Source organism: Traorella massiliensis, assembly GCF_900104665.1.
In the GTDB taxonomy this organism is placed as follows: Bacteria; Bacillota_I; Bacilli_A; order Erysipelotrichales; family Erysipelotrichaceae; genus Traorella; species Traorella massiliensis.
Map to the genome: position 1 here is coordinate 745,527 of NZ_LT629969.1, position 25,327 is coordinate 770,853.

Below are 25,327 nucleotides of genomic sequence, written 5' to 3' on the forward strand. Positions count from 1 at the left end.
ACAATAGAGATAAACAAGGAGGTATATGATGAGAACTTGTGAAAAATGTAAGAAAGTTTTTAATGATGATATGAATTATTGTCCTTATTGTGGTGAGAAATACCATGATTATCATGAGGACTTGAAAAATGTAATGGATGAACTTTTTGATGAGGAACAAAATCCTTCTGAAGATAAGAAAACAGAAGTTGAAAAAACACAGCCTATTTATGTAGAAAAGGTAAAAGAAGAGAAACCACCTGTTTCAAGAGTTGAAAAGCAAAAGAAACTGAAAGAAGAAAAAGAAAATAACATTTTGAATAAAATTTTACTCGTACTAATTGTACTTCTTGTGGTGGTATTTCTAGGCGGCGGTTATTTTATAGCGAAAACATATCTTTTTCCTACAAATGAACCAGTCGTGAATGAAGATGTGCCAAGTGAAAATGAGGATAACCAGCAAGAAGAAGATGAATCAACACCTTCACAGCCAAATGAAGATGAAAATGATACCCAGCAAAATGAGAATGAGTCAAATAAAACAACACCAGATACACCTGTCAATGTGATCGATGAAAACATGGAAGGTGAAAATGTAACGATAACAGCAATCCAGGCTTCTGATGAAAATGGGCAGACACGTTTGGATATTACATGTGAGTCTAAAACTACAGGTGAAATTTATTTAACTGATGGTGGTTCTTTGAACATTGGTCCTATTCAATTAAGAGAAGGAAGTAATTCTTTTTATTTCACTTTAGGCATCAATGAAAATGCTCAGTATACACTCTCATTCCAGTATGAAGGTGGACAAGATCAAATGACGATCACTTATGATATGATCATGAATGCAATAGCGGAATAAGAGAAATAGCTGCAAGATTTCTATTGATAGAAGATATTCATAAAAACTCTGTTTGATACAATATAATTATTGTTTAAACAGAGTTTTTATTTGTAGAATTTAACGATTTATAGTGTTATTTATGGAATTTTCCTTGGATTGTTAAGCTATCAGGTTTCATTATTAGCGAAAGATTAAAAAAACTCCTTTATTAAAAGGAGCTTAGAAATTTACTGTATCCGGATCTTTAGATTCACCACAGCATCCTTTGAGTGAAGCAATCATCTCAACATCTTTTTGATCTAGGGTGAAATCAAAGACTTGAGTATTTTCTTTGATGCGTTGTGGAGTAACCGATTTAGGTAATGGCAAAAAGCCCATTTGCAGACTCCAGCGAATACATATCTGTGCAACTGAACGCTGATATTTATCTGCGAGCTGTTTCATTTGATCGACTTCAAAGATACGTCCAGTTCCTAAAGGACTGTAGGCTTCGCAAAGAATGTTGTGATCCCTGCACCATTGAGTAAGTTCATCCTGTGTTTCTCCTGGACAAAGACGTAGCTGATTGACCATTGGCATGATCGTTGCATTTTTCATAAGTGCTTCAAGATGATGAATTCTAAAATTGCTGACACCAATAGCACGAATACGTCCAGCTTTATATAAATCTTCCATTGCTTTCCATGTCTGAGCATTGTATTTTTCCCAGTTATCACGGAAAAATACAGGATTTGGCCAGTGAATGAGATATAGATCAAGATAATCTAATCCTAACTTATTCAAAGATTCATTGAATGCCGCAATCGTTTCATCATAGCCACGAACAGTATTCGCTAATTTAGTTGTGATGAAAAGCTCTTCACGTGGAATACGAGAAGCTTTGATGCCACGTCCCACACTTTCTTCATTGCCATAAGCAGCTGCTGTATCGATGTGACGATAACCTTCTTCAATAGCACAGCGAACACTTGTTTTGGCAACTTCGCCATCAGGTGTTTGCCATGTTCCAAAGCCAACACAAGGGATTGCAACTCCGTTTACAAGCTGATAAGAATCGTTTAAATGTTTCATAATTTCCTCCTTAATCAAGATATTTCTCACATTCAGCAATGACGCCATCTTCATGGTTTGTATATTTGGAAATGATCTTAGCTCTTTTTAAGGCACGTTTTGTACCATTTTTCATTGTAATGCCAATACCGGCACTTAAAAGTAGGGGTTCATCATTTCCTGAATCACCAAAAGCAATTACTTCATTTAAGGTAAAGCCATTTTCATGGGCAATTGTTTCGACAGCATGTTTTTTAGAAACGCTTTTATGAGTGATTTCAAGTGAAACACTATTGACTGGATAATATGCAAAAGTATCAGGATATTTTTCTTCAAGCAGATGAATCCATTTTTTCTGATTTGAAGGTGTACCGATGACACATATTTTTACGATATCTTCTTGAATCAGATGAATAAGCTCTTTTTCAAAAATTGTTTCATCTAGTAAATGAGCGGCATAAGATAGCTGACGTATACCTTTTTCATTTAAATGATGACAGCTTTTTTGAATACCATTCATGATATGTTTACTAACAGAAAGGTGATAGGTGCCATTGATCTTGACATATTGCATCAAATGACATTTTTTGGCCAATTTGATACAATCACGTGCAATTTCACTGGGAATACCACTGAAATGGAAAGTGGTTTGAGCTGCCATATCGACAATTTCATAGCCATTTCCACATACAGCATAGCCATGGTATTCATCTAATTTTAATTCTTCCGCAAAGCGTCTTACTTCTTTAAAATAACGTCCGCTTGCTAAGGTAAGCAGATAGCCTTTTTGCTGATAGGCAATCATTTTTTCAACAGTATTTGAAGATAAAACCTTATGATTATTCAATAAGGTTCCATCTAAATCACATACGATCATTTTAATTTTATTTGACATTTTTTCTCCTGCCTCTTTTTATTTTTACGGGTTTTATCGTTTCAATTTCCTCCTCTTCTTTTCTTTCACAGATGAGGTCTTTTTCTTCGATCACGACCGTTTTTTTACGGATAGAATCCGGATGAGGGGTTATGTGATGACATAATAAAGGCTTGCCGTTTTCATCGATTAAAGGTGTACAGCTACAACCGCTGCCTTCCTGATGAAGAAGATATTGAACATGGGTCTGAGTATCGACAAGGACTTTATCGACAGCATGCATATCATTCTGATAGATTTCAGTAATAATAAAACGTTGTTCTTTTTTCATAACGCTACCTCGTTTTTTTAGATTTTACGATTATATTATACTGAATTTATGGTATGATGTATACGGTGAATTTCATGAATCTTGCATCTTGTTATATTGAGAATAATACAAGTGCTTTAGATCAGACCTATACGTATCAGTTTAAAAATGAACCGGTAGAAATAGGAAAAAGAGTGCTTGTTAATTTTAATTATCGTGAATGTGTGGCTTTTGTAGATAGTATCGAAATGAACTCTTCAAAAACATTTCCTTATGAAATAAAGCCTATTTTAAGTGTGCTTGATGAACAGCCAATCTTAAATGCGGAAATGATCGATTTGGCGAAGTGGATCAGTAAGACAAGCATTTCAACGGTGATCAGTGCCTTGCAGGCAATGGTACCGCCAGCTTTGAAGCCTAAAAGCAATGACATTAAGATCAAAATGGAAAAATGGGTTCGCCCACTAGATGATCATACAAAAACACCAAAGCAGGCCATGCTTTATGAACGATTAATCAAAGAAGGAGAAATGAAGCGCAGCGAATGGCTGAAACTTTCCTCTCTTTCTAAAAAATTAGAAGAGATGGGCTGTGTAGAAATATTTGAGAAAGAAAAGCGGACATATGAAGAGGTTATTGAGAAAAAACCATGCCATATTGTTTTAAATGAAGAACAAAAACATGCGGTAGAGCGTATCCTGCATTCTTCAAAAGATGTGATTGCTTTAAAGGGAGTTACAGGAAGTGGTAAAACAGAGGTTTATCTTCATGCAGCTGAAGCGGTATTAAAGCAGGGACGAGAGGTCTTGATCTTAGTGCCGGAAATTTCATTGACACCTTTAATGGTTAAAAGAGTCCAAGAACGTTTTGGAAATGATGTGGCCATTTATCATAGCGGATTGAGTGCACAACAGAAATATGAACAGTATCAAAGCGTACGAGGCAAAGAAAAACGTATCGTTGTAGGGACTCGCAGTGCTGTTTTCATGCCGTTTTCAGATCTTGGATTAATTATTTTGGATGAAGAACATGATCTTAGTTACAAGCAGGATCAAAACTGTCGCTATCATGCACGTGATGTAGCCCTTCATCGTGCTAAGACACATCATGCCAGAGTGGTATTGGCAAGTGCCACACCTTCTTTAGATACGATGGCAAGGGCACTAAAGAAGGTTTATGAGCTGGTAGAAATCAAGCATCGTGTCAATCAGAGCTTACCTCATGTAAAGCTGATCAATATGAATGAAGTGATTCGCAAAAAACAGTCTTATATCCTGAGTGATGAAATGATCACCGAAATGAGAAAGACGCTGGATCGCAAACAGCAGATCATCTTACTTTTAAATCGTCGTGGTTATCAGCCAATTTTGCGATGCAGCCAATGTGGTAAGGTCTTAATGTGTCCACACTGTGATAAGCCTTTAGTATTACATAAAGAAAAAAATACGTTAAATTGTCATTTGTGTGGAACGGTATTGAAAAGAATTTATGAATGTCCACAGTGTCATGGTAAGCTTAGCGGCAGTGGTTTTGGAACGCAGATGCTGGAGGAAAAAGTAGCACAGCTTTTCCCGGATGCTCGTTTGATTCGTATGGATGCGGATACGACAACTCGTAAAAATGCGCATGAAACACTTTTGAAGGCTTTTGAAAATCATGAGGCAGATATTCTTTTAGGAACACAGATGATTTCTAAAGGACTTGATTTTGAAAATGTCACTTTAGTAGGTATTTTGCAGGGAGATGCCATGCTGGCACGAAGTGATTATCGCAGTGCAGAGCTAACTTTTGATTTATTGACGCAGGCTAGTGGAAGAAGCGGACGTGGCAACACAAATGGAAAGGTTCTGATTCAGGTCTATGATGAAGATCATTATGCGATTCAATGTGCTTTAAAACAGGACTATGACAGTTTCTTCAGACATGAGATGCAGTATCGTCATTTAGCGGGTTATCCGCCTTATACTTATTTATGTGCCTTAACTTTTATCAGTAAGGATGAAAGTGGCTCTGATGAAGCAAATCATGTGATGAAACTTTTAAAAGAAAAAGATTTTAAAGTTTTAGGAGTCAGTGAACTTTTGAAGATTCAGGATGAAAAACGTTATCGTATCTGTGTCAAAAGTAAATCATTAGAACTTCTTCAAAAAGAAATCTATGATGTTTATCAGCATCATCGTACATCAAAAAGCAGAGTAAAACTGCATATCGACATGAATCCTTTGACATTGGATGATTAGGAGGAATATGAACGCAAGAGAAAAAGCTTATGAGCTATTATGTGAGATCGTTTTGAAAAAAAAGTATTCTAATTTGGCTTTAAGACATGGAATCAATGATTTTTCAGCCTTAGATCGTTCTTTGATCGTTTCAATCGTTTATGGAACGATGCAGAACTATATTTATGTTCGCTATTTATGGGAAGATTTCGTTTCAAAGAAACTTCCCAATGATATGGCTGTTTTAATGGATATGAGCATTTATCAGCTTGTCTTTTTAGATAAGCTTCCAAATTATGCAATTGTGAGTGAAGCGGTCGATATTGCTTCTAAAAAGCATAAAGGAAAATATAAAAGTGTCATCAATGCTCTTTTAAGACGCTTTTTAAGAGAAGAGAGAAGAGAAGTCAGTCATGATCCTTTAGAAAGACTTTCGATTACTACTTCGCATCCGTTATGGCTTGTCAAGATGTGGGAGCGACAATATGGATTTGAAACAGCTCAGAAAATCTGTGACAATGATCAGCAAATACCTGTACAGGCATGTCGAGTGAATACTCTATTCACTGATCGAGAAACGCTGATGAAAGAAAATGAACACTTTCAATTAGGAAAACTGAGTCGGGATGGTTTGATTTATGATGGAGAAGCACTGGCTCAGACAAAAGAATATAATGAAGGTAAGATTACGATTCAGGATGAGGCCAGTCAGTGTGTGGCTTTCTTTCTTGATCCTCAGCCCAATGAGAAAGTTTTAGATGTTTGTGCTGCTCCTGGAACCAAAAGTACTCATTTGGCTCAGCTGATGCATGATCAAGGAGAAATCATTGCCTGTGACATACACAAACATCGTGTCGAACTGATCGAAAGTTCTTTGAAAAGACTCGGTATTCACTGTGTACAGCCCATGGTAAATGATGGAACAAAGAGTCATGAAGTATTTGAACATGAGTCTTTTGATCGTATCTTACTTGACGCACCTTGCAGCGGATATGGCGTATTAAAAAGAAAAAATGATATCAAAGTACATATGCAAAGCAGTGATATGGATGAAATCATCCCCCTCCAGCAGGAGTTATTAGAAAGTGTCAGTGTTCTTTTGAAAAAAGGTGGAAGACTGGTTTATAGTACTTGTACATTAAATAAAAAAGAAAATGAGAAACAAATTGAAAACTTTTTAAAAAAGCATGATGATTTTATATGTGAAAAGATGCGAACGATCTTTCCATATGAATATGATAGTGATGGCTTTTTTATGGCTCGTCTTATAAAAAAATAGGTTTCTTTTATTCATAAAAGCGTTATAATAATAACCATGAAAAAAGATGTGATCAAAAAAGCTTTTCAATTGACCTTTCCAGTCATGATGGGATATATTTTCGTGGCAATCGCATTTGCGGTATTGATGAAAGAAAAGGGCTTGAGCCCGCTTTATTCATTGCTTTTAAGCATATTTGTGTATGCAGGTGCCATGCAGTTTGCGGCAGTGGAATTATTAAGCAGTGGTGCAGGAATTCTTTCAGCAGCGATCATGACGCTTATGGTGAATATTCGTCATATTTTCTATGGATTGAGTCTGATTGAGCCTTATAAGAAAATGAAAAAAGAAAAATATTATTTCATTCATTCATTAAGTGATGAAACTTATTCTATATTATGTACTCAGGACAAGAATGATCGTCCGCTTTTGCTTTTGATTGGTCTATTCAATCAGCTTTACTGGATTGCGGGTACACTGATCGGTTCCTGGCTGAGTGAATATCTGTTTTTTGATACGACTGGTATCGATTTTGCGATGAATGCTCTTTTCCTGGTTATTTTTGTAGAACAGTGGCAGTCGGTGGAGCATCATTTTCCTGCTATCTTAGGAATTGTGCTATCCCTTGTCTGTCTAGTGGTGTTTGGACAAAATCAGATGGTAATCATGAGCATGATTTTGATTCTAGCTTCTCTTTTAGCTTATCGAAAACTGAAAGGAGTGAATTAGATGGATAAGATCATTGTTACTATTTTAGTGATGGCGATCATTACTTATCTTACACGGGCACTGCCTTTCTTTATCTGGGGATCGAAGCCTTGTCCTGCTATCATTCAGTATTTAGGGGAAACACTTCCTTATGCGATGATGGCTCTTTTGGTTGTCTATGCTTTTAAAAGCGTTTCAATTACGACAAGTCCTTTTGGTTTACCGGAACTGATCGCAGGAGCTCTTTGTGTTGTCTTGCATTTATGGAAGCATAATCAGTTACTTTCGATTGGGGCTTCTACGATTACTTATATGTTTCTGATACAGGTCATTTTTTAGGAGGAAAATTATGGAAGTCATACGTTCATTACAAAATACACGTATTAAAAGCTGGTGCAAGCTTCATGAGAAAAAGTATCGTGAAAAAGAACAGCAGTTTCTGATCGAAAATGAGCATTTGATCAATGAGGCCATATCAGCTCATCTTTTAGAAACACTCATATTAAAGGAAGATGAGAAAATCTCTTTTGATTTTGAAGGACCTGTTTATTATGTTAGTGAAGAGGTCATGAAGAAATTGAAGATGAGTCAGTCACTCCCAGCTTGTATGGGCGTTTGTCGCATTCCTAAAACCAACCAGCATTTAGGAAATAAAATTATCTTATGTGATGATATTCAAGATCCGGGTAATGTAGGAACGATGATTCGTAGCGCTTATGCTTTTGGTTTTGATTCTTTTATCGTATCAAATTTAAGTGCTGATTTATACAATGATAAAACACTACGATCCACACAAGGGGCTATATTTCATATGAATGTCTGTCGTGGTAATTTAGTAGATTTTATAACTCTTTTAAAAAGAAAAGACTATAAGATTTATGCAACTTCGCTTAAAGATGCGAAAGGATTAAGTGAATTTAAAAACGAAGAAAAGATAGTTTTGATTTTTGGTAATGAAGGACGAGGTGTCCGTCAGGAATTATTAGAGATGGCAGATGATCGTATATTTATTGAAATGAATCGTTTTGAGAGCTTAAATGTCGCAATGGCAGCGACAATTTGTTGTTATTGGTTCCGTAGTTAGTTAATTTTATAGAATATATGTCATTCATGATTTGCTTTTTTTGAATTTGAAATTATAATAGATGCTGGAGGGATGAGCGATGAATAAGAAAATCTGTTGTGTGAATGATATGCCGGGAGTAGGTAAGATTGCTCTGGCGGCAATGATACCGATTCTTTCAGCAAAAGGAATCTCGGTAACTTGTTTGCCTACAGCATTAGTATCAAATACGCTTGATTTTGGCAAGTTTGAGATTCTTGACACAAGTGATTATATGGATAAGACCATTGATGTCTGGAAAGAATTGGGTTTTACTTTTGATTGTATTTCTACAGGGTTTATGGTAAATCCTCAACAGGTTCGATTGGTAGAAAAGCTGATCCATAATCAGAAGAAGGAAAATCTTTTAGTTGTTGTTGATCCGATCATGGGAGATGAAGGACATCTTTATAATGGTATGAGCGAAGAAAATGTTAAGATCATGAGAGAACTGAGTGCTCATGCAGATATCTTACTTCCTAATTTTACTGAAGCTTGTTATTTGACCAGCCATTTTTATAAGAATAATATGACATTAAAAGATGCCAATCAATTGATTGATGAATGCCGACAGTTAGGAGCTAAGTCTGTAGTCATTACGAGCGCTAAGATCAATGATCATAACTGTGTGATTGGCTATGATCATTTAAAGGATGATTTCTTTACGATTGATTTTCAATTGATTCAGGCTCGTTTTCCAGGAACGGGAGATATTTTTTCAGCTGTTTTGATTGGTGAAGTTTTAAATGGCCGTAATCTGCATGATGCTGCTTTTAAAGCAATGAATGTTGTCAGTGAACTGATTAAAGAGAATCTGGATAAAAAGGAAAAGTTTTTAGGTATCAGCATTGAAGAGTTTATTAAGGAAGGACGTTTATGAAAATCCGCATCAGCATAGTGGATCAAAAAGGAAGCTGTCCCTGTCATCGAGGACATCATGTAGGAGATGTCTTTGATTATGATCATGATCGAGGAAAGCTATGTCCTTTAGCAATGCATGTTCTTTTTCCGATGATCGATATTTTGCGTTACGGAGGTCAATTAAAAAGTGATGTCTTTTGCTGTCCGGATGTAGATACGATCAATGTATTTAAAATAGAAAAGATTGATGAATGATATCCGTCAAGGATATTTTTCTATAAGGAGGAAGTTAATGGAGTTGTGGGATTTGTATGATGAAAATGAAAATTTACTGCATCTGACACATGAAAGAGGAAAAGCATTGCCAAAGGGATGTTATCATTTAGTGATTCATGTATGGACTTTTTCAAATGGAAAACTTTTAGTCTCTCAGCGTGATCCTCATAAGCCCTATGGTGGGAAATGGGAAGTAACAGGAGGAAGTGTCCTGGCGAATGAATCGGCCTTTGAGGGTGCAATACGTGAGCTTAGAGAGGAAACAGGTATTCAATGTTTAGAGAATGAACTACAGCTTCTGGTCACGAAAATAGAAGGAGATTCTATCATTAAAAGCTTTATTCTTGTGAAAGAAGTTGATTCAAATATTTTGAAATGTCAAAAAGGAGAAACCATCGATATAAAGTTTGTAAGTCGTCAGCAGTGGCTGCAGATGATTGAAAATGATGAGGTAGCCAAACCGATCGTACGACATTATCATACTTATCAAAAAGAATTAGACAAGTATTTTTTGGAGGAAAAAAGATGAAAATTGGATTTGTATCATTAGGATGTGCGAAAAATCTTGTAGATAGTGAAAAGATCATGGGTATGTTGAAAGAAGGCGGACATGAGTTTGTTTCCAAACCATCGGATGCGGAAGCTATCATTATCAACACCTGTGGATTTATTCAAAGTGCGAAAGAAGAAGCCATCAATACGATCTTAGAAATGGCTGAATATAAAAAGAAAAATTGTAAGAAGCTGATCGTATGTGGATGTCTGGCACAACGTTATAAAGAAGATCTGGAAAAAGAGATGCCGGAAGTTGATCGTTTTATAGCTATTCGGGAATATCCACAGTTACATGAAATATTAAAAGAGGAACTTCAGATACCTTTACATGTATATGGAAAAAGTGAACGTCTTTCATCAGGAAAACCATGGACAGCTTATTTAAAAATAGCTGAAGGCTGTTCGAATCGCTGTACTTATTGTGCAATCCCGCTCATTCGTGGTGAAAATGTATCTGTACCGATGGAAGATCTTGTTGAAGAAGCAAAGGATCTTGCAAGCAAAGGGGTAAAAGAATTAGTAGTGATTGCTCAGGATACGACAAAATATGGTATTGATCTTTATCATCGTTATGCACTTTTAGAGTTACTTGAAAAGTTGAATGAAATCAATGGGATTCATTGGATTCGTATTTTATATATGTATCCGGATGAAATTAGTGATGAGCTCATTGAAGGTATGAAAAAACTGGATAAGGTATTGCCTTATTTTGATATACCGATGCAGCATAGTGATGCGAGAATGTTAAAGCTGATGAATCGTCGTGGTGATGAACATACAGTTCGACAATTGATTAAAAAGATTCGTGATACATTTGAAGATGCGACATTACGTACAACTTATATCGTAGGTTTCCCAACAGAAAGCAAACAGGATTTTGATAAGCTTTGTGATTTTGTAAAGGAAATTCGCTGGAATAAGATGGGAGCATTCACTTATTCAATTGAAGAAGATACACCTGCTTATGATATGGAACAAACAGTAAGTGAAGAAGAGAAAAAGGAACGTCTGGATGTACTAATGAGCTTGCAAAGTGAAATCTCTTATATGAATAACAGACAGTTGGCTGGTAAGACGATTGAAGTATTAGTAGAAGGTAAGGATGGTCTATCAGATAAATATGTAGGTCGTGGACGAATGCATGCTCCTGATGATGTGGATGGTATCGTTGTTTTCACATCTATGAAGCATTTAGAATTAGGATCATTTGTTCATGTTAAGGTCAATGATGCAGATGAATATGACTTATATGGAGAATTAGAAGAGGCGTAAAAGACGCCTTTTTTGTTTGAATTTTAAATTTTGGTTAGAATATAGCTAGGAGGAAAATATTATGAAATATTATGGTTATATTCGAGTTTCGACAAAAGAACAAAATGAAGACAGACAAGTAGATGCATTGAAAGCTTATGAAATTCCACAAAAAAATGTTTTCATGGACAAACAAAGCGGTAAAGATTTTGAAAGACCTGCTTATCAGCAATTGATTTGTAAGTTAAAAAAGGGCGATGTATTAATCATTAAAAGCATTGATCGTCTAGGAAGAAATTATGATGAAATTATAGAACAATGGCGTGTGATTACGAAACAGGTCGATGCAGATATCGTTGTAATCGATATGCCTTTATTAGATACAAGAGTAGGGAAAGATCTTACGGGTAAATTTGTCGCTGATCTGGTTCTTCAGATTTTAAGCTATGTTGCACAAACAGAGCGTGAAGCCATTCGTCAAAGACAGGCTGAAGGAATAGCAGCCGCAAAAGCAAGAGGTGTTAAATTTGGGAGACCAAGAATTCCTCTTCCAAGTGATTTTCATGTAGTCAGTGAGCTTTATCGCCGACAGATGATCACCTCTAGAGAAAGTGCAAGGATGTTAAGTGTATCACAAGATACTTTTTTAAGATGGAATAAAACTTATAGCTAGAGAAATTCAGGCATTTCTAGATGGAATGCCTAATTTCAAGTTAGATAATATAGAGAAAAATTAAAAGAAATTTTTTAGTGATTCTATCAACGATATCATATTCAAAGTGATACGAATGTAAGGAGTAATATTAAAAAAATGGTATTGACAAGTTTGAAAACATATTGTATTATAATTGAGCGCTATGACTTGTTAGCTCAGCTGGCAGAGCAACTGACTCTTAATCAGTGGGTCCAGGGTTCGATTCCCTGACAGGTCACCATTTAATAGGATGTAGGCTTTCTTCGATAATGAGGAAAGCCTTTATTTATGGGATATTTAGCTATATCGTGGTTTTGAGTTATCTAAACTCGCCACTTTTCCGCCACTTTTTGATAAAAAATCATGTATAACTCGTTTGTTATATGAAATTGGCATTTTATATAACAAACAATCATGCTGAAGATGTTGCTTATTTTTACTATAATACGATTAATCAGCAGCAGGTTTTGTATAATGGATCTACAACGATGATGGCTGCCAGTACTATTAAAGTTCCACTAGTAATGGGATGGACTAATTTAATTGCAGAAGGCACTGTTAATGAAGAAACCGCTTTATATTATTCAGAGAGTCTTTATGAAGCAAGTATGAAAGATTTATATTATTTTTATCCGGAAAATAGCTATGTTCCGCTTACTTTCCTCATGGAACATGCTATCGTGTATTCTGATAATACAGCTGCTAATATTTTGTTAGTTAACTATACGAGCTATGCTTGTGAAACATTCAGAGAATGGTTTGTTTCATTCTCTGATGAAATAGTTCCAGAATCCTTTTATTCTAGAAATCAAATGAATGCTTCCATGATGTTGAATGTTATGAAAACATTATATGATGATTCTTTAAAATATGCAGATATTATAGAAAATATGAAGAATGCCTTACCAAATGACTATTTTAAAGGAAATGAATATGATTTTGAAGTAGCACATAAATATGGGAATTATGATATCTATCGTCATGATATGGGAATATTTTATACATTCGAATCTTTTCTTGCGGGTGTCTTTACACAAAACATCGAAGAAATTGCGAGTCAGGTCATTGCTGATATTTCTAAGATCATGGTGGAGTATAATATTGTCCATCTTTATGAATAATGCCTAGATACTGCTGTTTGAAGCACATAGTCTGAAGTGGAGGACAAGATGAAAATAAATAAAAAAGCAGATGCTGTCTGTATGCTTCAAGGTTCAAGAGAATACCGTAACTTAAGAGCAGTATGTATGCTTCATCAGACAAATGAAGGTGTTTTAATTAGAATGAATGTACGTGGATTTCCAATTCCGAATCGTATACGATGTAATCAGCCAATAGTAGCTTTTCATATTCATGAAGGGAAAAGCTGTACTGGAAACAGCAGAAATCCATTTGCAGATGCCAAAGGACATTATAATCCAAATAATTGTTCACATCCTTATCATGCAGGCGATTTAGGCAATTTATTTATCAATCGCAACGGCAGTGCATTTATGAGCATGTTGAATGATCGCTTTACAGTAGAGGAAGTATTGGGGAGAGTGATGATTCTTCATCAGGATTTAGATGATTTTAAAACACAGCCATCTGGAAACAGTAGAGAGATGATTGCTTGTGGTGTTATCAGACCTTTTACGAATAATCGGCCACAGCCATATTCACAAAATAAATAAAAAACTATGAGAGCATTAAGCTTTCATAGTTATTTTTCACTTTCAATGGCATCAATGATAGGCCCCCAGACTCCATTCATAAAATTAATGGATCTTTCACTAAAAATTTCATTATTTGATGATAAAAATATATGGGCAGTTGTTAATTCATCATCTTCTGAGGCTTCACTGCTTCCCATAAAAGTTGTCCATTGAATTTTAATATCTTCCTTAGAAATAGGTTTATCAAATTCAATAGCATATTGTACAGGTTCAAAAAAAGCAAAATCTGATTCACTATTCACTGTTATCGTATAATCGCTGTCTTGGAAAATCTGGACTGTATAATAAACGATATTATCTTCTGAGGAAACATGATTCTCATTAGGAGAAATCGTTTCTTCATATATCAGGTTTCCTTGGATGTCTGATTCAGTATGTGAACATGCCCCAACTAAAATAAAAACAGTTAAAAATAGAAAAATACGAATAACTTTTTTCATACTAAGCTCCTTTTCCTTTATTAAAATTATAAAAAAAGGCTTTAAAAATCAATATAAATATTTATCATTTTAATGAATGGGAGAAAGCATTTATATTTAGATTATGTATTTTTCTTTCCAAAATCTTTCCAAAAATAAAGAGGAATAATAAAAAAGCCCTGGAAACAAGGCTTTATTTAAACAATGGCGGAGAACATGGGATTCGAACCCACGGAAGCTTTCACTTCGCCACCTTTCCAAGATGGTGCCTTAAACCGCTCGGCCAATTCTCCAGTATATTCAATTTTAAGGAATTTCTAGTTTTTGTCAAGAAATTTATTGATATTTCAGGCATATCGTTTGCATCTTTTTTATATTAGCGTAATATCATAAGTAGAGGTAATGATATGTTAAATAATATTGGAATTATTGGATTAGGTGTAATGGGAAAAGCGATTGCACAAAATATAGGGAATCATGGCTATACAGTATCCCTTTACAACAAAACTTATGAAAAAACAGCTCTTTTTATAAAGCAACATCCATTTTTTAGCGGTTTTGAAAAATTAAATGATTTTGTAAATTCATTAGAAAAACCACGAAAGATATTGTTGATGGTGAGTGCAAATGCGGTAGATTACGTATTAGATCAATTGCTTGAACTTGTAGAAAAAGAAGATATCATCATGGATGGTGGTAATTCGTTTTATCGTGATAGTGAAAGAAGAATGAAGCAATGTGCTCAAAAAGGTATTTATTTTATAGGTATGGGAATTTCAGGTGGAGAAGAAGGTGCATTACATGGTCCAAGCCTGATGCCTTCATCAGATCATGCAGCTTATGTACAAGTTGTCAGTCTTTTAGAAAATATTGCAGCTAAAAATGATGAGGGTGATGCCTGTGTCAGCTATATTGGTCAAGGAGGTAGTGGGCATTTTGTGAAGATGGTCCACAATGGTATTGAGTATGCCGATATGCAGTTGATTTCGGAAACCTATATGGCTTTGAAAAAAAATAATTATAACAATGCTCAAATTGCAGATATATTTGAAACGTGGAATCAGGGGGAGCTTTTTAGCTATCTGATAACAATTACTATTGATATCTTAAGATTTAGTGATGAAGAAGGAGAAGTGCTTGATCGGATCAAAGATGTAGCTCATCATAAAGGTACGGGAGCATGGAGCGCTTTAAGTGCTATTGAATACAACGAAGCGGTTCCTAGTCTGATTGCGGCGCTTCAAGCACGTTTTATAAGTTCTAAAAAGAAAGTGAATCATGCATATGATAATGATGAACAGGTTGATGATAGTTTTATAGATGATTTGAAGATGAGTTTTTATTTATCTAAGGTCATGATCTATCATCAGGGTTTTGAGTTGATGAAAAAAGTTTCTGATGAAAACAATTGGGGATTAGACTTTACGGAGATAGCTCGAATTTGGCAAAAAGGTTGTATTATTCAGTCAGCATTTTTGAAAAAGATCATTTCTGTTTATCGTGAAGGAAAAACATTGCTGGAAGATGAAAAAATCTTACAGATGATTGATCATGATCAAAGAAATTGGCGTCATGCTATGCAAATACTTATCATGAAAGGTGTTTATGCTCCCGTATATTTGTCTTCTTTGACATATTATGAGGGTTTAAGTACTTGTTTAGGTATGAATCTGATTCAAGCACAGCGGGATTATTTTGGGGCTCATACGTATGAACGGATTGATAAGAGTGGCTTTTATCATACAGAATGGCAAAGAAACTAAAAAAGTTTCTTTTTTTTTGGGAAATTTGGAGTTTTTGTGCATATAAAATAGTAGGAGGTGATATCATGATCCAGCTAAGCAATCAACAGCTTTCTTCTATGTATGGCAAAGTTATCACAGCGAGTGCCCTTTTAGGTTATCTGGCGGTTGCAGCCGGAGTAGCCGCTATCATTAAGATTTTGACTTCATCAAAAGGGCGTGTTTCTGTACCAGGAATCAATATTACTTGGGGAAATTAGTTCTTTTGAATAGTTAGAATCATAAGATGATAACAGAGGTGACACATGAATAAAACATCTGCCAGTGTCTTTCTAGCAATCATACTGGATCTGATTTTTGCTTTTCTTTTTCTTGTTCTTTTAAGCCAGTGGAAAGGCGGAGAAGAAGAAATAACGTTACATATGAATCAGATTGGAATGTTTAAAGAAACGACAAATAGCATGGCTTGTATTGAGAAACTGGAAGGATTAGGATATGAGGCGTTCAGCTATACAAAAGATGATTTGATCATTGTTGTCACCTCACTTAGTTTAAATGAAGAAGAAACATTAGAAGCTCAAAAGATACTGAGTGAAAATCAGATTTCTTATATATTAAAAAAAGTAACATCTACAGGGAAACAGTTTAATGAAGCTGTTACGAAAGGAGATATGAAATTAGTTATGGAGCTGATGTCAGATTAAGGTAAAGGAAATTGAAAAAGCAGAACGTCCAAGAGAAAAAGCAGTCAAATATGGGATTACTTACCTCCAGCATCGTGAATTGATCGCTATCTTATTAAGAAGTGGTTATAAAGGAAAAAGTGCTCTTGAGCTGGCAGATGAGATTCTTAAGCTACGTCCTAATTTAAGTACTTTAAGTCATGTATCCTTGGAAGAACTTATTTCATTAAAAGGAGTGAAAAGAGCCAAGGCTTTAGAAATCTTAGCATGCTTTGAATTAAGCAGGAGGATGGCAGCTGCACGTGTAGAAAAGAAGATAACTATACAATCACCGAAAAATCTTGTACAGTGGCTGAATATGGAAATTGGGTATCAGGAACAGGAACATTTTATGATTCTTTTTTTGAATCATAAAAATGAACTGTTGACATATAAAGATATGTTTATTGGTTTAGAGAATAGCTGTAATGTATCAGTCAAAGAAGTTTTTACCTATGCTTTACGGGTCAATGCGTCGAAGATCATGCTTGTACATAACCATCCAAGTGGTCATGTTGAACCATCTAAAGAGGATATTGCTGTAACACGCCGGTTTATTGATGCTGGTAAAATTTGTGGAATTGAGTGTTTGGATCATTTGATCGTAGGACAGAATCATTATTTCAGCTTTAAAGAAAAACAAATGATTGCAAGTTAGGCTGGTTTTTCTTATAATTAGATAAGGTGATGTTATGTCAAGATTTACAAGACTTCAGAAACTACTTCTTGCGCTTATTGCAGTTTTGCTGGCTTTTGCTCTTTTTACGAATGGCAAGGGAAGCACTATAAAAAGCATCGTATATGATCCTTTGGTCATGTTGAAATATAGTGTTTTGGATTATCCAATTGAAACATTGCAAAATTTTATCAGTGATTTTAATGATTTGTGGCAAGTAAAGCAGGAAAATGATGCCCTTCGCCAGCAATTGGCAGAAAGTGATCAGCTGAGTGCCATGATTGAAAATTTGCAGCGGGAAAATGCGGAACTAAAGGAACTTCTTGGTACGGATGTGGCAGCACAGTATGAAAAAGTGAATGCTCGTATCATTAGTCGTAATCCAGAGGTTTACAATAATCAGATTACGATCAATGTTGGTTCAGCGGATAATGTTGCATTGGATAATGCGGTCGTTTCTGCCTATGGATTGGTGGGAAAGATCACTGAAGTCAATGAACATACCTCAAGAGTGCGTCTATTAACTTCACAAGATCAGTTAAGTATGGTTTCGGTACAGATCCATGTCAGCGATACCGAGGTTGTCAATGGATATCTTGAACAATATGATTTGGAAAAAGGCGCTTTTATCGTACGGCTTTATACGAATACCGACCAGATCAAAATTGATCAGAATGTAACCACAAGTGGTGCTGGTGGTGTTTTCCCAAGTGGTATTCTTGTTGGTTCAGTGATGCAAATTGAAGAAATGCGCAATGAAAATGGGCGTATCGTCTATGTAACACCGGCAGCTGATTTCTCAAGCTTTGAATATGTAAGTGTATATTGTGAGGTACAGCCATGATCCTGCAAGTACTTTTTATTGCTGCAGCTTTTCTTGTAGATGAGATCATCGGAGGATTGCTTCCGCATTCTTTTATGCCAGGAGATGTTGTGATCACATCGTGTCTGGGACTAAGTGCCTTGGTATTGATGCAGCGTAAGATGGAGAGGATCGATTCATTGCTGATCACGATTATTTTTGGTTTGCTTTATGATTATTTTGCTGCCCATACGTTTTTAGTTTGTACGATTGTCTTTGTAATCATAAACTTGGCAGTATCACAGTGGCAGAAACATATTACTGAATCGATGCTTGAAAGCTGCCTGTTAGTCTTTACGACAATATTTGTCAAGGAGTTTCTGGTATACTTCATCATGACCTTACTCTCAGAAACACTGATGCCTTTTGATATGTGGCTTGTTTCCCGTGCTTCTTTGACCCTGCTCTTGAATGGAGTATTGGTGGTCATTATCGTGTGGGCTTCAAGAATGATCGAAGACATTATGCTGATGCGTGAGAAAAAGATCAGAAAAGAGGAAACGATCTCATGGTGGAAGATATCATCAAAGCGGTAAATCATTCGTTTGTGTATGTAAGTCGCAGTGAATTTGATATAATGATGGAAATATGTGCTAAAAAGCTTTTGGCCTGCTCGTTGCGTAACGGGGGAAGGTTTGAAGCTTTTTTTGATTGTATGAGCTGTAATGAAAAACAGTTGATAGAGCTTTTAAAGGTTTGTGAACAAAGTCATACCTTGTTTCTTGGATTTGTCAGTGAAAAGAAAGAAAAAAATATGAAAATCTTAAATCGAAAAATTTATCCTGGAGAATGTCTGGTATTTGAAGATGATATGATGATCCTTCAGGATATTCCTTTTGACTGTTATTTAGAGTGTTATGGCAATTTAATGGTAGTAGGAAAGATCAAAGGCTGTATTGACTTTCATTATCAGGATTGTCGTTGTATTGCTTCAAGTTTTCAACAGGCCCGTATTCGTATCTTTGATAGTCCGTTTCATAAAATGACAAGTTTTTCCAGCAGTGTTCTATATTATGAAAATGGTCAGATCATGAAGGAGGAAAAGACATGGGAAGTTGCATTGGAATCACCTCTGGAAAAGGTGGTGTAGGGAAAAGCAGCGTCTGTATTGGATTAGGAATTGCTCTGGCACGAAAGGGCTATAAGGTGTGTCTAGTAGATATGGATCTGGGATTGAAAAATCTTGATGTTATGATGGGACTTGAAAATCGTGTGTTTTACGACATTCTGGATATTGCACAGGGGAAATGCAGTCTTGCTCAAGCCATCGTTTCTGCTAAGAATCAGGATCGTTTAAAGCTATTGCCAGCGTGTAAAAGTGTTCATGTACATATGCTTAAACAAGAAATGATGACTGAAGTCATCGATGAATTAAAAGAAATGTTTGATTATATTCTTCTTGATACACCGGCAGGCATTGAAACAGGTTTTTTATATACATGTGCTCTTGCTGATAGTTTCATCGTCGTTTCTACGTTAGATATGACAGCTTTACAGGATGCAGATCGTATCATTGGTCTTTTAATGAAAGAAAATGTTCATCAGATCAAGTGTGTCTTGAATCGTCTTAATCTTCGATATATTGATAAAGGAATCAGTGTTCAGCTTACAAACGCTTTAGACTGGCTTTGCGTAGAGTGTATTGGTATCGTGTATGAGGATGAGCAAATCATTCGTGGCTATAATATCGGACAGCCTGCCGTCTATCGTGAGAATTCTAAAGCATGGGAATGTTTTGATCATATCTGCAATGCTTTTCTTGGTGAAGAAGTGGTCATTCCAAAACTTCATAAATCCATTCTAAAACGTCTTTTCTCATCATACGATAGAATATGAAAAAGAAATCGAAAGCTAACTTTGTTAATCCGTTTATCTTCCTCCTTTTCTGTATAGCATTATTTCTTGGATTTAAGATCAATGAGAAACAGAATTGGATCCAGATACCTGCTATTGGAACTTGGCTTCCTTATGAAAATTGGTTTCAATTTTATGATCATGAGGTCAGTGCTTCTATTGAATATCATCATTTAGTGGATGATATGTATACCAATGGTACCAATTCATGTGCTTCACTGTTTGATGGAATCGTTTTGAAAACGGATGAGGAATCAGTAACGGTGTTGCATGACAATGGGGTTTTAGGTGTTTATGCACAGCTGGAAGATGTTGTGGTAAAAGGTGATGAAAGGGTATTGAAAGGACAGAGTCTGGGGGCTTTTAAAGATTCGCTTAAATTAGAATTTAAAAAGGATGATCAAAAACTGAGCTATGAGGAAGTGGTGAAACTGTGAAGCTTCACTTTTCATTCCTCTGGCTTCTTTTTTTGATACTCTCTTTATTTTCTCATGCATTAAAAGTTTATTTGATCATTTTTTTAATGCTTTTTATTCATGAAATGGCACATGTTTTAATGGCCTTGAAACTGGGGTATCAAGTAGGGGTGATTCATGTCTATCCATTTGGTTTTAGTGCACAGATCTATCATTTGGATCATGGACAAGTTTTTGAAATTTTGCTCATTCTTTTTGCCGGCTTAGGAATGCATCTGCTTTTTTTCCCGCTTATTGAATTTGTTTATCGATGGGATATGATTTCTTTTGGATTTCGTGACTATTTGATGCAGATCAATGCTGCTATCTTATTGTTTAATCTTTTGCCGCTTTATCCGATGGATGGGGGAAGGATTTTTCTTTGTATATTACGTTTCATATTTTCATATGACTTTTCTAGAAAAGTAGTTTTATTTTTTTCATTGATCTTTTCAATATTACTTTTTATTATAGGAATGTGGAATATGAAAATCATCATGCTTTTTTTGATGTTTCTTCTAATAAATGAAATAAGAAGAAATGGGGAAGATCTTGTGGAATTTAGTTACCGTCAAAGAAATCATTTCAAACTTGATAAAAATCATGTATAATGGTAATGGTGATGTTTGTGAAAAAATTATGGAAAATATTATGTTTGACATTGGTCATCGCTACGATGAGCGGCTGCCGTATTCGTGCAGCAAAAGTATGTGCGACCAATTATCCTGTATATTATCTTATTAACCGTATTGGCGGTAGTTATGTAGATGCTTGTAATCTTTCCAGTAATGATCTGATTCAGGTAGCCTCTGTCAGCAATACTTTTGAAAGTGATCTGGATGAAGCGGATGTTATTTTCACGATTTCACAGTTAGAGCCCTATTCAGCAATCTATAGTGAAGAATTTGCAAGAGCATCTTCAAAGACGATTGATTTATCACGTACAAGTGCTATTTATAAATTTAATCGTTATACAACAACGACAGTAAATAATCAGCAGGTTGTTGTAGAAAGTGATTATTATGAAGGAGAAGTGTTTGATAATATCGATACTTATGACAGTGATGTGATCTTATGGATGGATCCGATTTCTATGATGAGCATGGCTAAGACAATTGCTGAGACACTTTCAGAATTATATCCTGAATATGAGAGGGACTTTTCAGCACGTTATGAAGAACTCGAAGTAGATTTAGCTGTTTTAGATACACAGTTTCAGAATATTCGTTTGTCAAATAAAGAGGTTTCTTTTGTGAGTGTAACGCCAAGCTTTGGAAACTGGCAGAAATCGTATGTATTTAATGTTTATCCGCTGATTTTATCTAAATATGGCGCTTTACCAAGCGATGAGCAGTTAAATCTTATCTGTGATAGAATTACACAGGATGGTGTAAAATATATTGCTCATGAAGAAAATCTGACGGAAGAGATGGAAGCTTTGTTTAATGAAGTAAAGGAAAGATGTAATCTTACAGAAATTAAGTTAAATAATATTTCTTCTATTTCGGATGATGCATTGGCAAATAATATGGATTACATGACTTTGATGTATGAGAATCTTTCTCAGATAGAGGCTCTTGATTAATGCTTAGGGTGAATGAATGCCGGTTAGTGCCGGGAAGTGAGATTTCACAATTACGAAAAGTGATTGCGAAAAAACTAAAAACAAAGGATACTTTTGAATATGAAATCGTTCGCGAAAGCATTGATGCACGTAAAGAAGAAATATATCTGACTTATAGTGTAGATGTACAAATTGATCACGAGGAAAAATATTTACATCTAAAAGATGTAACTTTATCTAAAACCAAAAAACCAGAAAAGATTCATTATACTTCTTTTGAGACAAGACCACTGATCATAGGTATGGGACCCAGCGGTCTTTTCTGTGCGTTGTATCTAGCGATGCATCATGCGGCACCGATCCTTTATGAGCGAGGAAGCTGTGTAGAAAAAAGAATGAAGGATGTAGAAGCCTTTTTTCAAGGTGGTCCATTAAATGAAAGCAGTAATGTTCAGTTTGGTGAAGGTGGTGCAGGAACCTTTTCAGATGGTAAGCTGACTTCTCGCAGCAAAGATCCTAAAGGACGTTATGTACTGGAACAGTTTGTACGCTTTGGTGCTGATCCGGCCATCGTATATCAGAGTCATCCGCATATTGGTACGGATGAACTAGTAAAGATCATAAAGAAAATGAGGGAAGAAATCATAAGACTTGGTGGTGAGATTCATTTCGATCATACCCTTGAGGATATGTATATTGAGAATGATCAAATCCGTCAGGTTCAAATCAATGGTCAATGGCTTCCATGTGATGATTTATTTTTGGGAATTGGTCACAGTGCACGAGATACGTTTAGGATGTTGAATGAAAGAAAGGTGCACTGTATTGCGAAAAACTTTGCTGTTGGCGTTCGAATTGAACATTTACAGAAATTTGTTGATGAGAGCCAGTATGGTTCTTATGCTTCTCTTTTAGGACCGGCGAGTTATCGTTTAACCCATACGACTCAAAAGGGAAGAGGTGTCTATACTTTCTGCATGTGTCCAGGAGGCGAAGTTGTCATGGCTACTTCCGCATTCAATCATGTAGTGACCAATGGCATGAGCTATCATAAACGTGATTCAGTTAATGCGAATAGCGCCTTACTGGTACAAGTAACAACGGATGATGTGGGTCATGGACTTTTTGATGGCATGAATTTTCAGGAAGAATTAGAAAAGAAGGCCTTTGAGCTAGGTGGAAAAAATTATCATGCGCCAGCACAAAGGGTGGGTGATTTTTTGAAACATCAGCCAACAACTGCCTTTGGCAGTATACAGCCTTCCTGTCGCACAGGTGTAACGCCATGTGATCTCCATGAGCTTTTTCCTGCATTCATCAATGAATCATTGGAAGAAGGCATACTTGCCATGGATAAGAAGATGAAAGGTTTTGCGCAAGAAGATGCCATTATGTGTGGTGTTGAATCACGAAGCACTTCACCGATCAGAATTGAACGTACAAAGGATTGTGTAAGTGTCAATGTGAAAAATCTTTACCCGATGGGTGAAGGAGCCGGGTATGCTGGCGGTATCGTTTCAGCGGCCATAGATGGTATTCGATGTGCTGAGGAATGGATGAAGAAAAGAGGTAAATCATGAAAAAATTCATCAATGAATTCAAAGAATTTGCGTTAAAAGGAAATATGTTTGATATGGCAATCGGAGTCATTATGGGTTCTGCCGTATCTAAAGTAGTCAGCTCGATCGTTACAGATCTTATCACACCACTGATCAGCCTTGTGACAGGTGGAACCGCTGCTTTAAGTGAAATGGTATTTACGATCAATGGTGTCAATTTTAATTATGGTCTTTTTCTTAATAATGTGATTGACTTTGTTATCATTGCCTTAATTATCTTTTTAATGGTAAAAGGACTTAACAAAGTAAGAACACTTGCACTGGCAAAGAAAAAAGAAGAGGAAAAGCCAGTCGAACCGGAAATTTCATCAACGGATAAACTTTTAATGGAAATTTTAGAAGAGTTAAGAAAACAAAAATAAGGATCAGCCTTCCCGCATAAGATGTAGGGGAGGTTTTTTTATGTCAAAATCGTTCAAAAAAAAGATGATATTTCTTTTAACATTCTTTCTTTGTCTTATCCTTATAGGAATGTTTGTGTTTCTTCGTTACCAGGGAGTTTTAGGTACTTATATGCGTCTTATCGGTCATAAATATGTGGAGGTGGAAATCAATGAAGCTTATGAAGAAAAGGGTATCATGATTCATAAAAATTTTCAGTCGATCACGAAAAATATTCACATACAAAGTAATGTCAATACGGAAAAACTTGGTCAATATGAAATTAGTTATACTTTTGAAAATCAACAAATCGTTCGTTATGTCAATGTAAAAGATACACAACCGCCTGTCATGACATTAATAGAAGATGCACATATGATTCTTTTTCAAAATGAGCCTTATGAAGAAGCAGGGGTGGAAATTTATGATAATTCTAAAGAAGATTTAATGAGCAAATTAAAAATTACCCATCATATCGATCCATCAGTTATCGGTGAATATAAGGTCAATTATACTGTAAGCGATCAGGCAGGGAATCTTAGTGAATTAGAAAGAATCGTCGAAGTTGTAGAAAATCCTTTTTCGATGAATCTTCATTATCATTATGATGAATTAGATAATCAAAGACAGGGATGGTGGATCAAAAAAGCAAATGATCATGAACGCAAACCTCCTACCTATGATCAAAAATTAATGGAGCAGTATCAGACTTATTATATTGGAGAAGATGAAAAAACGATTTATCTGACTTTTGATGAAGGAGGAAAGGATAAGACATATATTAAAGAAATTACAGATATTTTAAATAATCATGATGTAGATGCCACGTATTTTCTTACTCGTAATTATATATTAAAAGAAGCAGATTTTATGCGGGAGCTAAGTGCTAGTGGTCATGAAATCGGGAATCACACACGTACACATCCAGATATGACACAATTGGCAAATGCACAAGGATCAGAATTGTTTGTCAAGGAACTTATGGAAACACAACGGGCCATTTATGAAGTTACAAAAAAAATGCCTCCATTGATCTTTCGTTTTCCAAAAGGAGATTTTTCTTTACGCTGTTTAGCGATGGTAAGCGATCTAGGCTATCGTACGTATTTCTGGAGTCATGCTTATGATGATTATAGTACAGATGTTTCAAAAGAAGCCGCTTACAATAATCTTATCTCTCATCTTCATCAGGGAGCTATTTATCTTCTTCATCCGGCAAATAAAGGAAATTATGAAGCAATGGAAGATTTTATACTGGAAGCTAAACGTCAAGGTTATTCATTTGAACTTGTAAGTCAAATTAAAAAGGTATAAAATAACTGCAGAAAAGAGGG

31 protein-coding genes and 2 tRNA genes are annotated in these 25,327 nt (G+C 35.6%); 28 read left to right on the plus strand and 5 right to left on the minus strand.

Going from position 1 to position 25,327, the window contains the following annotated elements:
• Positions 1–28 precede the first annotated feature (28 nt).
• Positions 29–844: a zinc ribbon domain-containing protein gene (locus BQ5367_RS10865; protein ID WP_071442514.1), complete on the plus strand. Its 816-nt coding sequence runs from the start codon at positions 29–31 to the stop codon at positions 842–844.
• Positions 845–1,045: 201 nt separating this feature from the next.
• Here the strand turns inward: BQ5367_RS10865 and BQ5367_RS10870 are convergent, their stop codons facing one another.
• From BQ5367_RS10870 to BQ5367_RS13735, 3 genes are read right to left on the minus strand one after another with little or no spacing between them, the layout of a single operon-like run.
• On the minus strand, positions 1,046–1,897 hold the full coding sequence (locus tag BQ5367_RS10870; protein ID WP_071442515.1) for an aldo/keto reductase: 852 nt from the start codon (positions 1,895–1,897) through the stop codon (positions 1,046–1,048).
• Positions 1,898–1,907: 10 nt separating this feature from the next.
• A complete protein-coding gene (locus BQ5367_RS10875; protein WP_071442516.1) occupies positions 1,908–2,771 on the minus strand; it encodes an HAD family hydrolase in 864 nt (287 codons plus the stop codon).
• Complete coding sequence (locus BQ5367_RS13735) at positions 2,761–3,081, minus strand: DUF6440 family protein (protein WP_071442517.1); 321 nt, start codon at positions 3,079–3,081, stop codon at positions 2,761–2,763. The genes BQ5367_RS10875 and BQ5367_RS13735 overlap by 11 nt, the downstream gene beginning before the upstream one ends.
• A 74-nt stretch (positions 3,082–3,155) precedes the next feature.
• Between BQ5367_RS13735 and priA the strand changes: the two genes are divergently transcribed.
• The 13 genes from priA to BQ5367_RS10945 all read left to right on the plus strand — a co-directional run bounded on the left by priA (position 3,156) and on the right by BQ5367_RS10945 (position 13,657).
• Entirely contained in the window at positions 3,156–5,300 is a 2,145-nt protein-coding gene (priA, locus tag BQ5367_RS10885; RefSeq protein WP_071442518.1) for a replication restart helicase PriA, read from the plus strand.
• Positions 5,301–5,307: 7 nt separating this feature from the next.
• Positions 5,308–6,558: a 16S rRNA (cytosine(967)-C(5))-methyltransferase RsmB gene (gene rsmB, locus BQ5367_RS10890; protein ID WP_071442519.1), complete on the plus strand. Its 1,251-nt coding sequence runs from the start codon at positions 5,308–5,310 to the stop codon at positions 6,556–6,558.
• 36 nt (positions 6,559–6,594) lie between these two features.
• Positions 6,595–7,266: an AzlC family ABC transporter permease gene (locus tag BQ5367_RS10895; protein ID WP_071442520.1), complete on the plus strand. Its 672-nt coding sequence runs from the start codon at positions 6,595–6,597 to the stop codon at positions 7,264–7,266.
• The gene (locus BQ5367_RS10900) at positions 7,267–7,584 is read left to right on the plus strand and encodes a branched-chain amino acid transporter permease (RefSeq protein WP_071442521.1); all 318 of its coding nucleotides are present in this window, start codon (positions 7,267–7,269) and stop codon (positions 7,582–7,584) included. It begins immediately after the preceding gene.
• Between the two features lie 10 nt (positions 7,585–7,594).
• Positions 7,595–8,329 (plus strand): TrmH family RNA methyltransferase, encoded by a 735-nt coding sequence (locus tag BQ5367_RS10905; RefSeq protein ID WP_071442522.1) that lies wholly within the window; start codon positions 7,595–7,597, stop codon positions 8,327–8,329.
• A 79-nt stretch (positions 8,330–8,408) separates the two neighbouring features.
• Positions 8,409–9,227: a pyridoxamine kinase gene (locus BQ5367_RS10910; protein WP_071442523.1), complete on the plus strand. Its 819-nt coding sequence runs from the start codon at positions 8,409–8,411 to the stop codon at positions 9,225–9,227.
• Positions 9,224–9,463, plus strand: coding sequence for a TIGR04076 family protein (locus tag BQ5367_RS10915; RefSeq protein ID WP_071442524.1), 240 nt, complete (start codon positions 9,224–9,226; stop codon positions 9,461–9,463). The genes BQ5367_RS10910 and BQ5367_RS10915 overlap by 4 nt, the downstream gene beginning before the upstream one ends.
• A gap of 37 nt (positions 9,464–9,500) precedes the next feature.
• Positions 9,501–10,013 (plus strand): NUDIX hydrolase, encoded by a 513-nt coding sequence (locus BQ5367_RS10920; RefSeq protein ID WP_071442525.1) that lies wholly within the window; start codon positions 9,501–9,503, stop codon positions 10,011–10,013.
• Complete coding sequence (rimO, locus tag BQ5367_RS10925) at positions 10,010–11,311, plus strand: 30S ribosomal protein S12 methylthiotransferase RimO (RefSeq protein WP_071442526.1); 1,302 nt, start codon at positions 10,010–10,012, stop codon at positions 11,309–11,311. Before BQ5367_RS10920 ends, rimO begins: the two co-directional genes overlap by 4 nt.
• 61 nt (positions 11,312–11,372) lie before the next feature.
• Complete coding sequence (locus BQ5367_RS10930) at positions 11,373–11,963, plus strand: recombinase family protein (protein ID WP_071442527.1); 591 nt, start codon at positions 11,373–11,375, stop codon at positions 11,961–11,963.
• Positions 11,964–12,149: 186 nt separating this feature from the next.
• A tRNA-Lys gene (locus tag BQ5367_RS10935) sits at positions 12,150–12,225 on the plus strand.
• A gap of 142 nt (positions 12,226–12,367) precedes the next feature.
• Positions 12,368–13,105, plus strand: a complete 738-nt coding sequence (locus tag BQ5367_RS10940; RefSeq protein WP_071442528.1) for a serine hydrolase — start codon at positions 12,368–12,370, stop codon at positions 13,103–13,105.
• Positions 13,106–13,153: 48 nt separating this feature from the next.
• On the plus strand, positions 13,154–13,657 hold the full coding sequence (locus tag BQ5367_RS10945; protein WP_071442529.1) for a superoxide dismutase family protein: 504 nt from the start codon (positions 13,154–13,156) through the stop codon (positions 13,655–13,657).
• Between the two features lie 29 nt (positions 13,658–13,686).
• On the opposite strand, the gene BQ5367_RS10950 is transcribed toward BQ5367_RS10945, so the two are convergent.
• Both BQ5367_RS10950 and BQ5367_RS10955 read right to left on the minus strand, forming a co-directional pair.
• Complete coding sequence (locus tag BQ5367_RS10950; protein WP_071442530.1) at positions 13,687–14,139, minus strand: hypothetical protein; 453 nt, start codon at positions 14,137–14,139, stop codon at positions 13,687–13,689.
• A 184-nt stretch (positions 14,140–14,323) separates the two neighbouring features.
• Positions 14,324–14,411, minus strand: a tRNA-Ser gene (locus BQ5367_RS10955).
• A gap of 114 nt (positions 14,412–14,525) precedes the next feature.
• Here BQ5367_RS10955 and gndA point away from each other — a divergent pair.
• The 14 genes from gndA (at position 14,526) to BQ5367_RS11020 (ending at position 25,307) form a co-directional block, all read left to right on the plus strand.
• The gene (gndA, locus tag BQ5367_RS10960; protein WP_071442531.1) at positions 14,526–15,881 is read left to right on the plus strand and encodes an NADP-dependent phosphogluconate dehydrogenase; all 1,356 of its coding nucleotides are present in this window, start codon (positions 14,526–14,528) and stop codon (positions 15,879–15,881) included.
• 65 nt (positions 15,882–15,946) lie between these two features.
• Positions 15,947–16,120 (plus strand): hypothetical protein, encoded by a 174-nt coding sequence (locus BQ5367_RS13545; RefSeq protein WP_154667092.1) that lies wholly within the window; start codon positions 15,947–15,949, stop codon positions 16,118–16,120.
• A 45-nt stretch (positions 16,121–16,165) separates the two neighbouring features.
• Positions 16,166–16,564, plus strand: coding sequence for a hypothetical protein (locus BQ5367_RS10965; protein WP_071442532.1), 399 nt, complete (start codon positions 16,166–16,168; stop codon positions 16,562–16,564).
• Between the two features lie 10 nt (positions 16,565–16,574).
• Positions 16,575–17,240: a RadC family protein gene (radC, locus tag BQ5367_RS10970; RefSeq protein ID WP_268874464.1), complete on the plus strand. Its 666-nt coding sequence runs from the start codon at positions 16,575–16,577 to the stop codon at positions 17,238–17,240.
• Positions 17,241–17,274: 34 nt separating this feature from the next.
• Complete coding sequence (gene mreC, locus BQ5367_RS10975; protein WP_071442534.1) at positions 17,275–18,102, plus strand: rod shape-determining protein MreC; 828 nt, start codon at positions 17,275–17,277, stop codon at positions 18,100–18,102.
• Positions 18,099–18,656, plus strand: coding sequence for a rod shape-determining protein MreD (locus BQ5367_RS10980; protein ID WP_071442535.1), 558 nt, complete (start codon positions 18,099–18,101; stop codon positions 18,654–18,656). Before mreC ends, BQ5367_RS10980 begins: the two co-directional genes overlap by 4 nt.
• The gene (locus tag BQ5367_RS10985) at positions 18,629–19,210 is read left to right on the plus strand and encodes a hypothetical protein (protein WP_071442536.1); all 582 of its coding nucleotides are present in this window, start codon (positions 18,629–18,631) and stop codon (positions 19,208–19,210) included. Before BQ5367_RS10980 ends, BQ5367_RS10985 begins: the two co-directional genes overlap by 28 nt.
• Positions 19,168–19,956: a septum site-determining protein MinD gene (gene minD / locus BQ5367_RS10990; protein WP_071442537.1), complete on the plus strand. Its 789-nt coding sequence runs from the start codon at positions 19,168–19,170 to the stop codon at positions 19,954–19,956. The genes BQ5367_RS10985 and minD overlap by 43 nt, the downstream gene beginning before the upstream one ends.
• Positions 19,953–20,411: a M23 family metallopeptidase gene (locus BQ5367_RS10995; RefSeq protein ID WP_071442538.1), complete on the plus strand. Its 459-nt coding sequence runs from the start codon at positions 19,953–19,955 to the stop codon at positions 20,409–20,411. Before minD ends, BQ5367_RS10995 begins: the two co-directional genes overlap by 4 nt.
• Complete coding sequence (locus tag BQ5367_RS11000; protein ID WP_071442539.1) at positions 20,408–21,040, plus strand: zinc metalloprotease; 633 nt, start codon at positions 20,408–20,410, stop codon at positions 21,038–21,040. The genes BQ5367_RS10995 and BQ5367_RS11000 overlap by 4 nt, the downstream gene beginning before the upstream one ends.
• Positions 21,041–21,057: 17 nt before the next feature.
• A complete protein-coding gene (locus BQ5367_RS11005) occupies positions 21,058–22,014 on the plus strand; it encodes a metal ABC transporter substrate-binding protein (RefSeq protein WP_071442891.1) in 957 nt (318 codons plus the stop codon).
• Entirely contained in the window at positions 22,014–23,573 is a 1,560-nt protein-coding gene (locus BQ5367_RS11010; RefSeq protein WP_071442540.1) for an NAD(P)/FAD-dependent oxidoreductase, read from the plus strand. The genes BQ5367_RS11005 and BQ5367_RS11010 overlap by 1 nt, the downstream gene beginning before the upstream one ends.
• Positions 23,570–23,974, plus strand: coding sequence for a large conductance mechanosensitive channel protein MscL (mscL, locus tag BQ5367_RS11015; protein WP_071442541.1), 405 nt, complete (start codon positions 23,570–23,572; stop codon positions 23,972–23,974). The genes BQ5367_RS11010 and mscL overlap by 4 nt, the downstream gene beginning before the upstream one ends.
• 40 nt (positions 23,975–24,014) lie before the next feature.
• Positions 24,015–25,307: a polysaccharide deacetylase family protein gene (locus BQ5367_RS11020; protein ID WP_071442542.1), complete on the plus strand. Its 1,293-nt coding sequence runs from the start codon at positions 24,015–24,017 to the stop codon at positions 25,305–25,307.
• Positions 25,308–25,327 lie beyond the last annotated feature (20 nt).

Excerpts from the sequence above, each read along its gene's own strand:
- BQ5367_RS10910 (WP_071442523.1), top strand. The coding sequence starts at position 8,409 with ATGAATAAGAAAATCTGTTGTGTGAATGATATGCCGGGAGTAGGTAAG.
- BQ5367_RS10945 (WP_071442529.1), top strand. The coding sequence starts at position 13,154 with ATGAAAATAAATAAAAAAGCAGATGCTGTCTGTATGCTTCAAGGTTCA.
- BQ5367_RS13545 (WP_154667092.1), top strand. The coding sequence starts at position 15,947 with ATGATCCAGCTAAGCAATCAACAGCTTTCTTCTATGTATGGCAAAGTT.
- gndA (WP_071442531.1), top strand. The coding sequence starts at position 14,526 with ATGTTAAATAATATTGGAATTATTGGATTAGGTGTAATGGGAAAAGCG.
- minD (WP_071442537.1), top strand. The coding sequence starts at position 19,168 with ATGGGAAGTTGCATTGGAATCACCTCTGGAAAAGGTGGTGTAGGGAAA.
- BQ5367_RS10875 (WP_071442516.1), bottom strand. The coding sequence starts at position 2,771 with ATGTCAAATAAAATTAAAATGATCGTATGTGATTTAGATGGAACCTTA.
- BQ5367_RS10920 (WP_071442525.1), top strand. The coding sequence starts at position 9,501 with ATGGAGTTGTGGGATTTGTATGATGAAAATGAAAATTTACTGCATCTG.
- priA (WP_071442518.1), top strand. The coding sequence starts at position 3,156 with ATGAATCTTGCATCTTGTTATATTGAGAATAATACAAGTGCTTTAGAT.
- BQ5367_RS10985 (WP_071442536.1), top strand. The coding sequence starts at position 18,629 with ATGGTGGAAGATATCATCAAAGCGGTAAATCATTCGTTTGTGTATGTA.
- BQ5367_RS10930 (WP_071442527.1), top strand. The coding sequence starts at position 11,373 with ATGAAATATTATGGTTATATTCGAGTTTCGACAAAAGAACAAAATGAA.
- BQ5367_RS10865 (WP_071442514.1), top strand. The coding sequence starts at position 29 with ATGAGAACTTGTGAAAAATGTAAGAAAGTTTTTAATGATGATATGAAT.
- BQ5367_RS13735 (WP_071442517.1), bottom strand. The coding sequence starts at position 3,081 with ATGAAAAAAGAACAACGTTTTATTATTACTGAAATCTATCAGAATGAT.
- BQ5367_RS10905 (WP_071442522.1), top strand. The coding sequence starts at position 7,595 with ATGGAAGTCATACGTTCATTACAAAATACACGTATTAAAAGCTGGTGC.
- BQ5367_RS10900 (WP_071442521.1), top strand. The coding sequence starts at position 7,267 with ATGGATAAGATCATTGTTACTATTTTAGTGATGGCGATCATTACTTAT.
- BQ5367_RS10895 (WP_071442520.1), top strand. The coding sequence starts at position 6,595 with ATGAAAAAAGATGTGATCAAAAAAGCTTTTCAATTGACCTTTCCAGTC.
- rimO (WP_071442526.1), top strand. The coding sequence starts at position 10,010 with ATGAAAATTGGATTTGTATCATTAGGATGTGCGAAAAATCTTGTAGAT.
- BQ5367_RS10950 (WP_071442530.1), bottom strand. The coding sequence starts at position 14,139 with ATGAAAAAAGTTATTCGTATTTTTCTATTTTTAACTGTTTTTATTTTA.
- BQ5367_RS10980 (WP_071442535.1), top strand. The coding sequence starts at position 18,099 with ATGATCCTGCAAGTACTTTTTATTGCTGCAGCTTTTCTTGTAGATGAG.
- BQ5367_RS10915 (WP_071442524.1), top strand. The coding sequence starts at position 9,224 with ATGAAAATCCGCATCAGCATAGTGGATCAAAAAGGAAGCTGTCCCTGT.
- mscL (WP_071442541.1), top strand. The coding sequence starts at position 23,570 with ATGAAAAAATTCATCAATGAATTCAAAGAATTTGCGTTAAAAGGAAAT.
- BQ5367_RS10995 (WP_071442538.1), top strand. The coding sequence starts at position 19,953 with ATGAAAAAGAAATCGAAAGCTAACTTTGTTAATCCGTTTATCTTCCTC.
- rsmB (WP_071442519.1), top strand. The coding sequence starts at position 5,308 with ATGAACGCAAGAGAAAAAGCTTATGAGCTATTATGTGAGATCGTTTTG.
- BQ5367_RS10870 (WP_071442515.1), bottom strand. The coding sequence starts at position 1,897 with ATGAAACATTTAAACGATTCTTATCAGCTTGTAAACGGAGTTGCAATC.
- BQ5367_RS11010 (WP_071442540.1), top strand. The coding sequence starts at position 22,014 with ATGCTTAGGGTGAATGAATGCCGGTTAGTGCCGGGAAGTGAGATTTCA.
- BQ5367_RS11020 (WP_071442542.1), top strand. The coding sequence starts at position 24,015 with ATGTCAAAATCGTTCAAAAAAAAGATGATATTTCTTTTAACATTCTTT.
- BQ5367_RS10965 (WP_071442532.1), top strand. The coding sequence starts at position 16,166 with ATGAATAAAACATCTGCCAGTGTCTTTCTAGCAATCATACTGGATCTG.
- mreC (WP_071442534.1), top strand. The coding sequence starts at position 17,275 with ATGTCAAGATTTACAAGACTTCAGAAACTACTTCTTGCGCTTATTGCA.
- BQ5367_RS10940 (WP_071442528.1), top strand. The coding sequence starts at position 12,368 with ATGAAATTGGCATTTTATATAACAAACAATCATGCTGAAGATGTTGCT.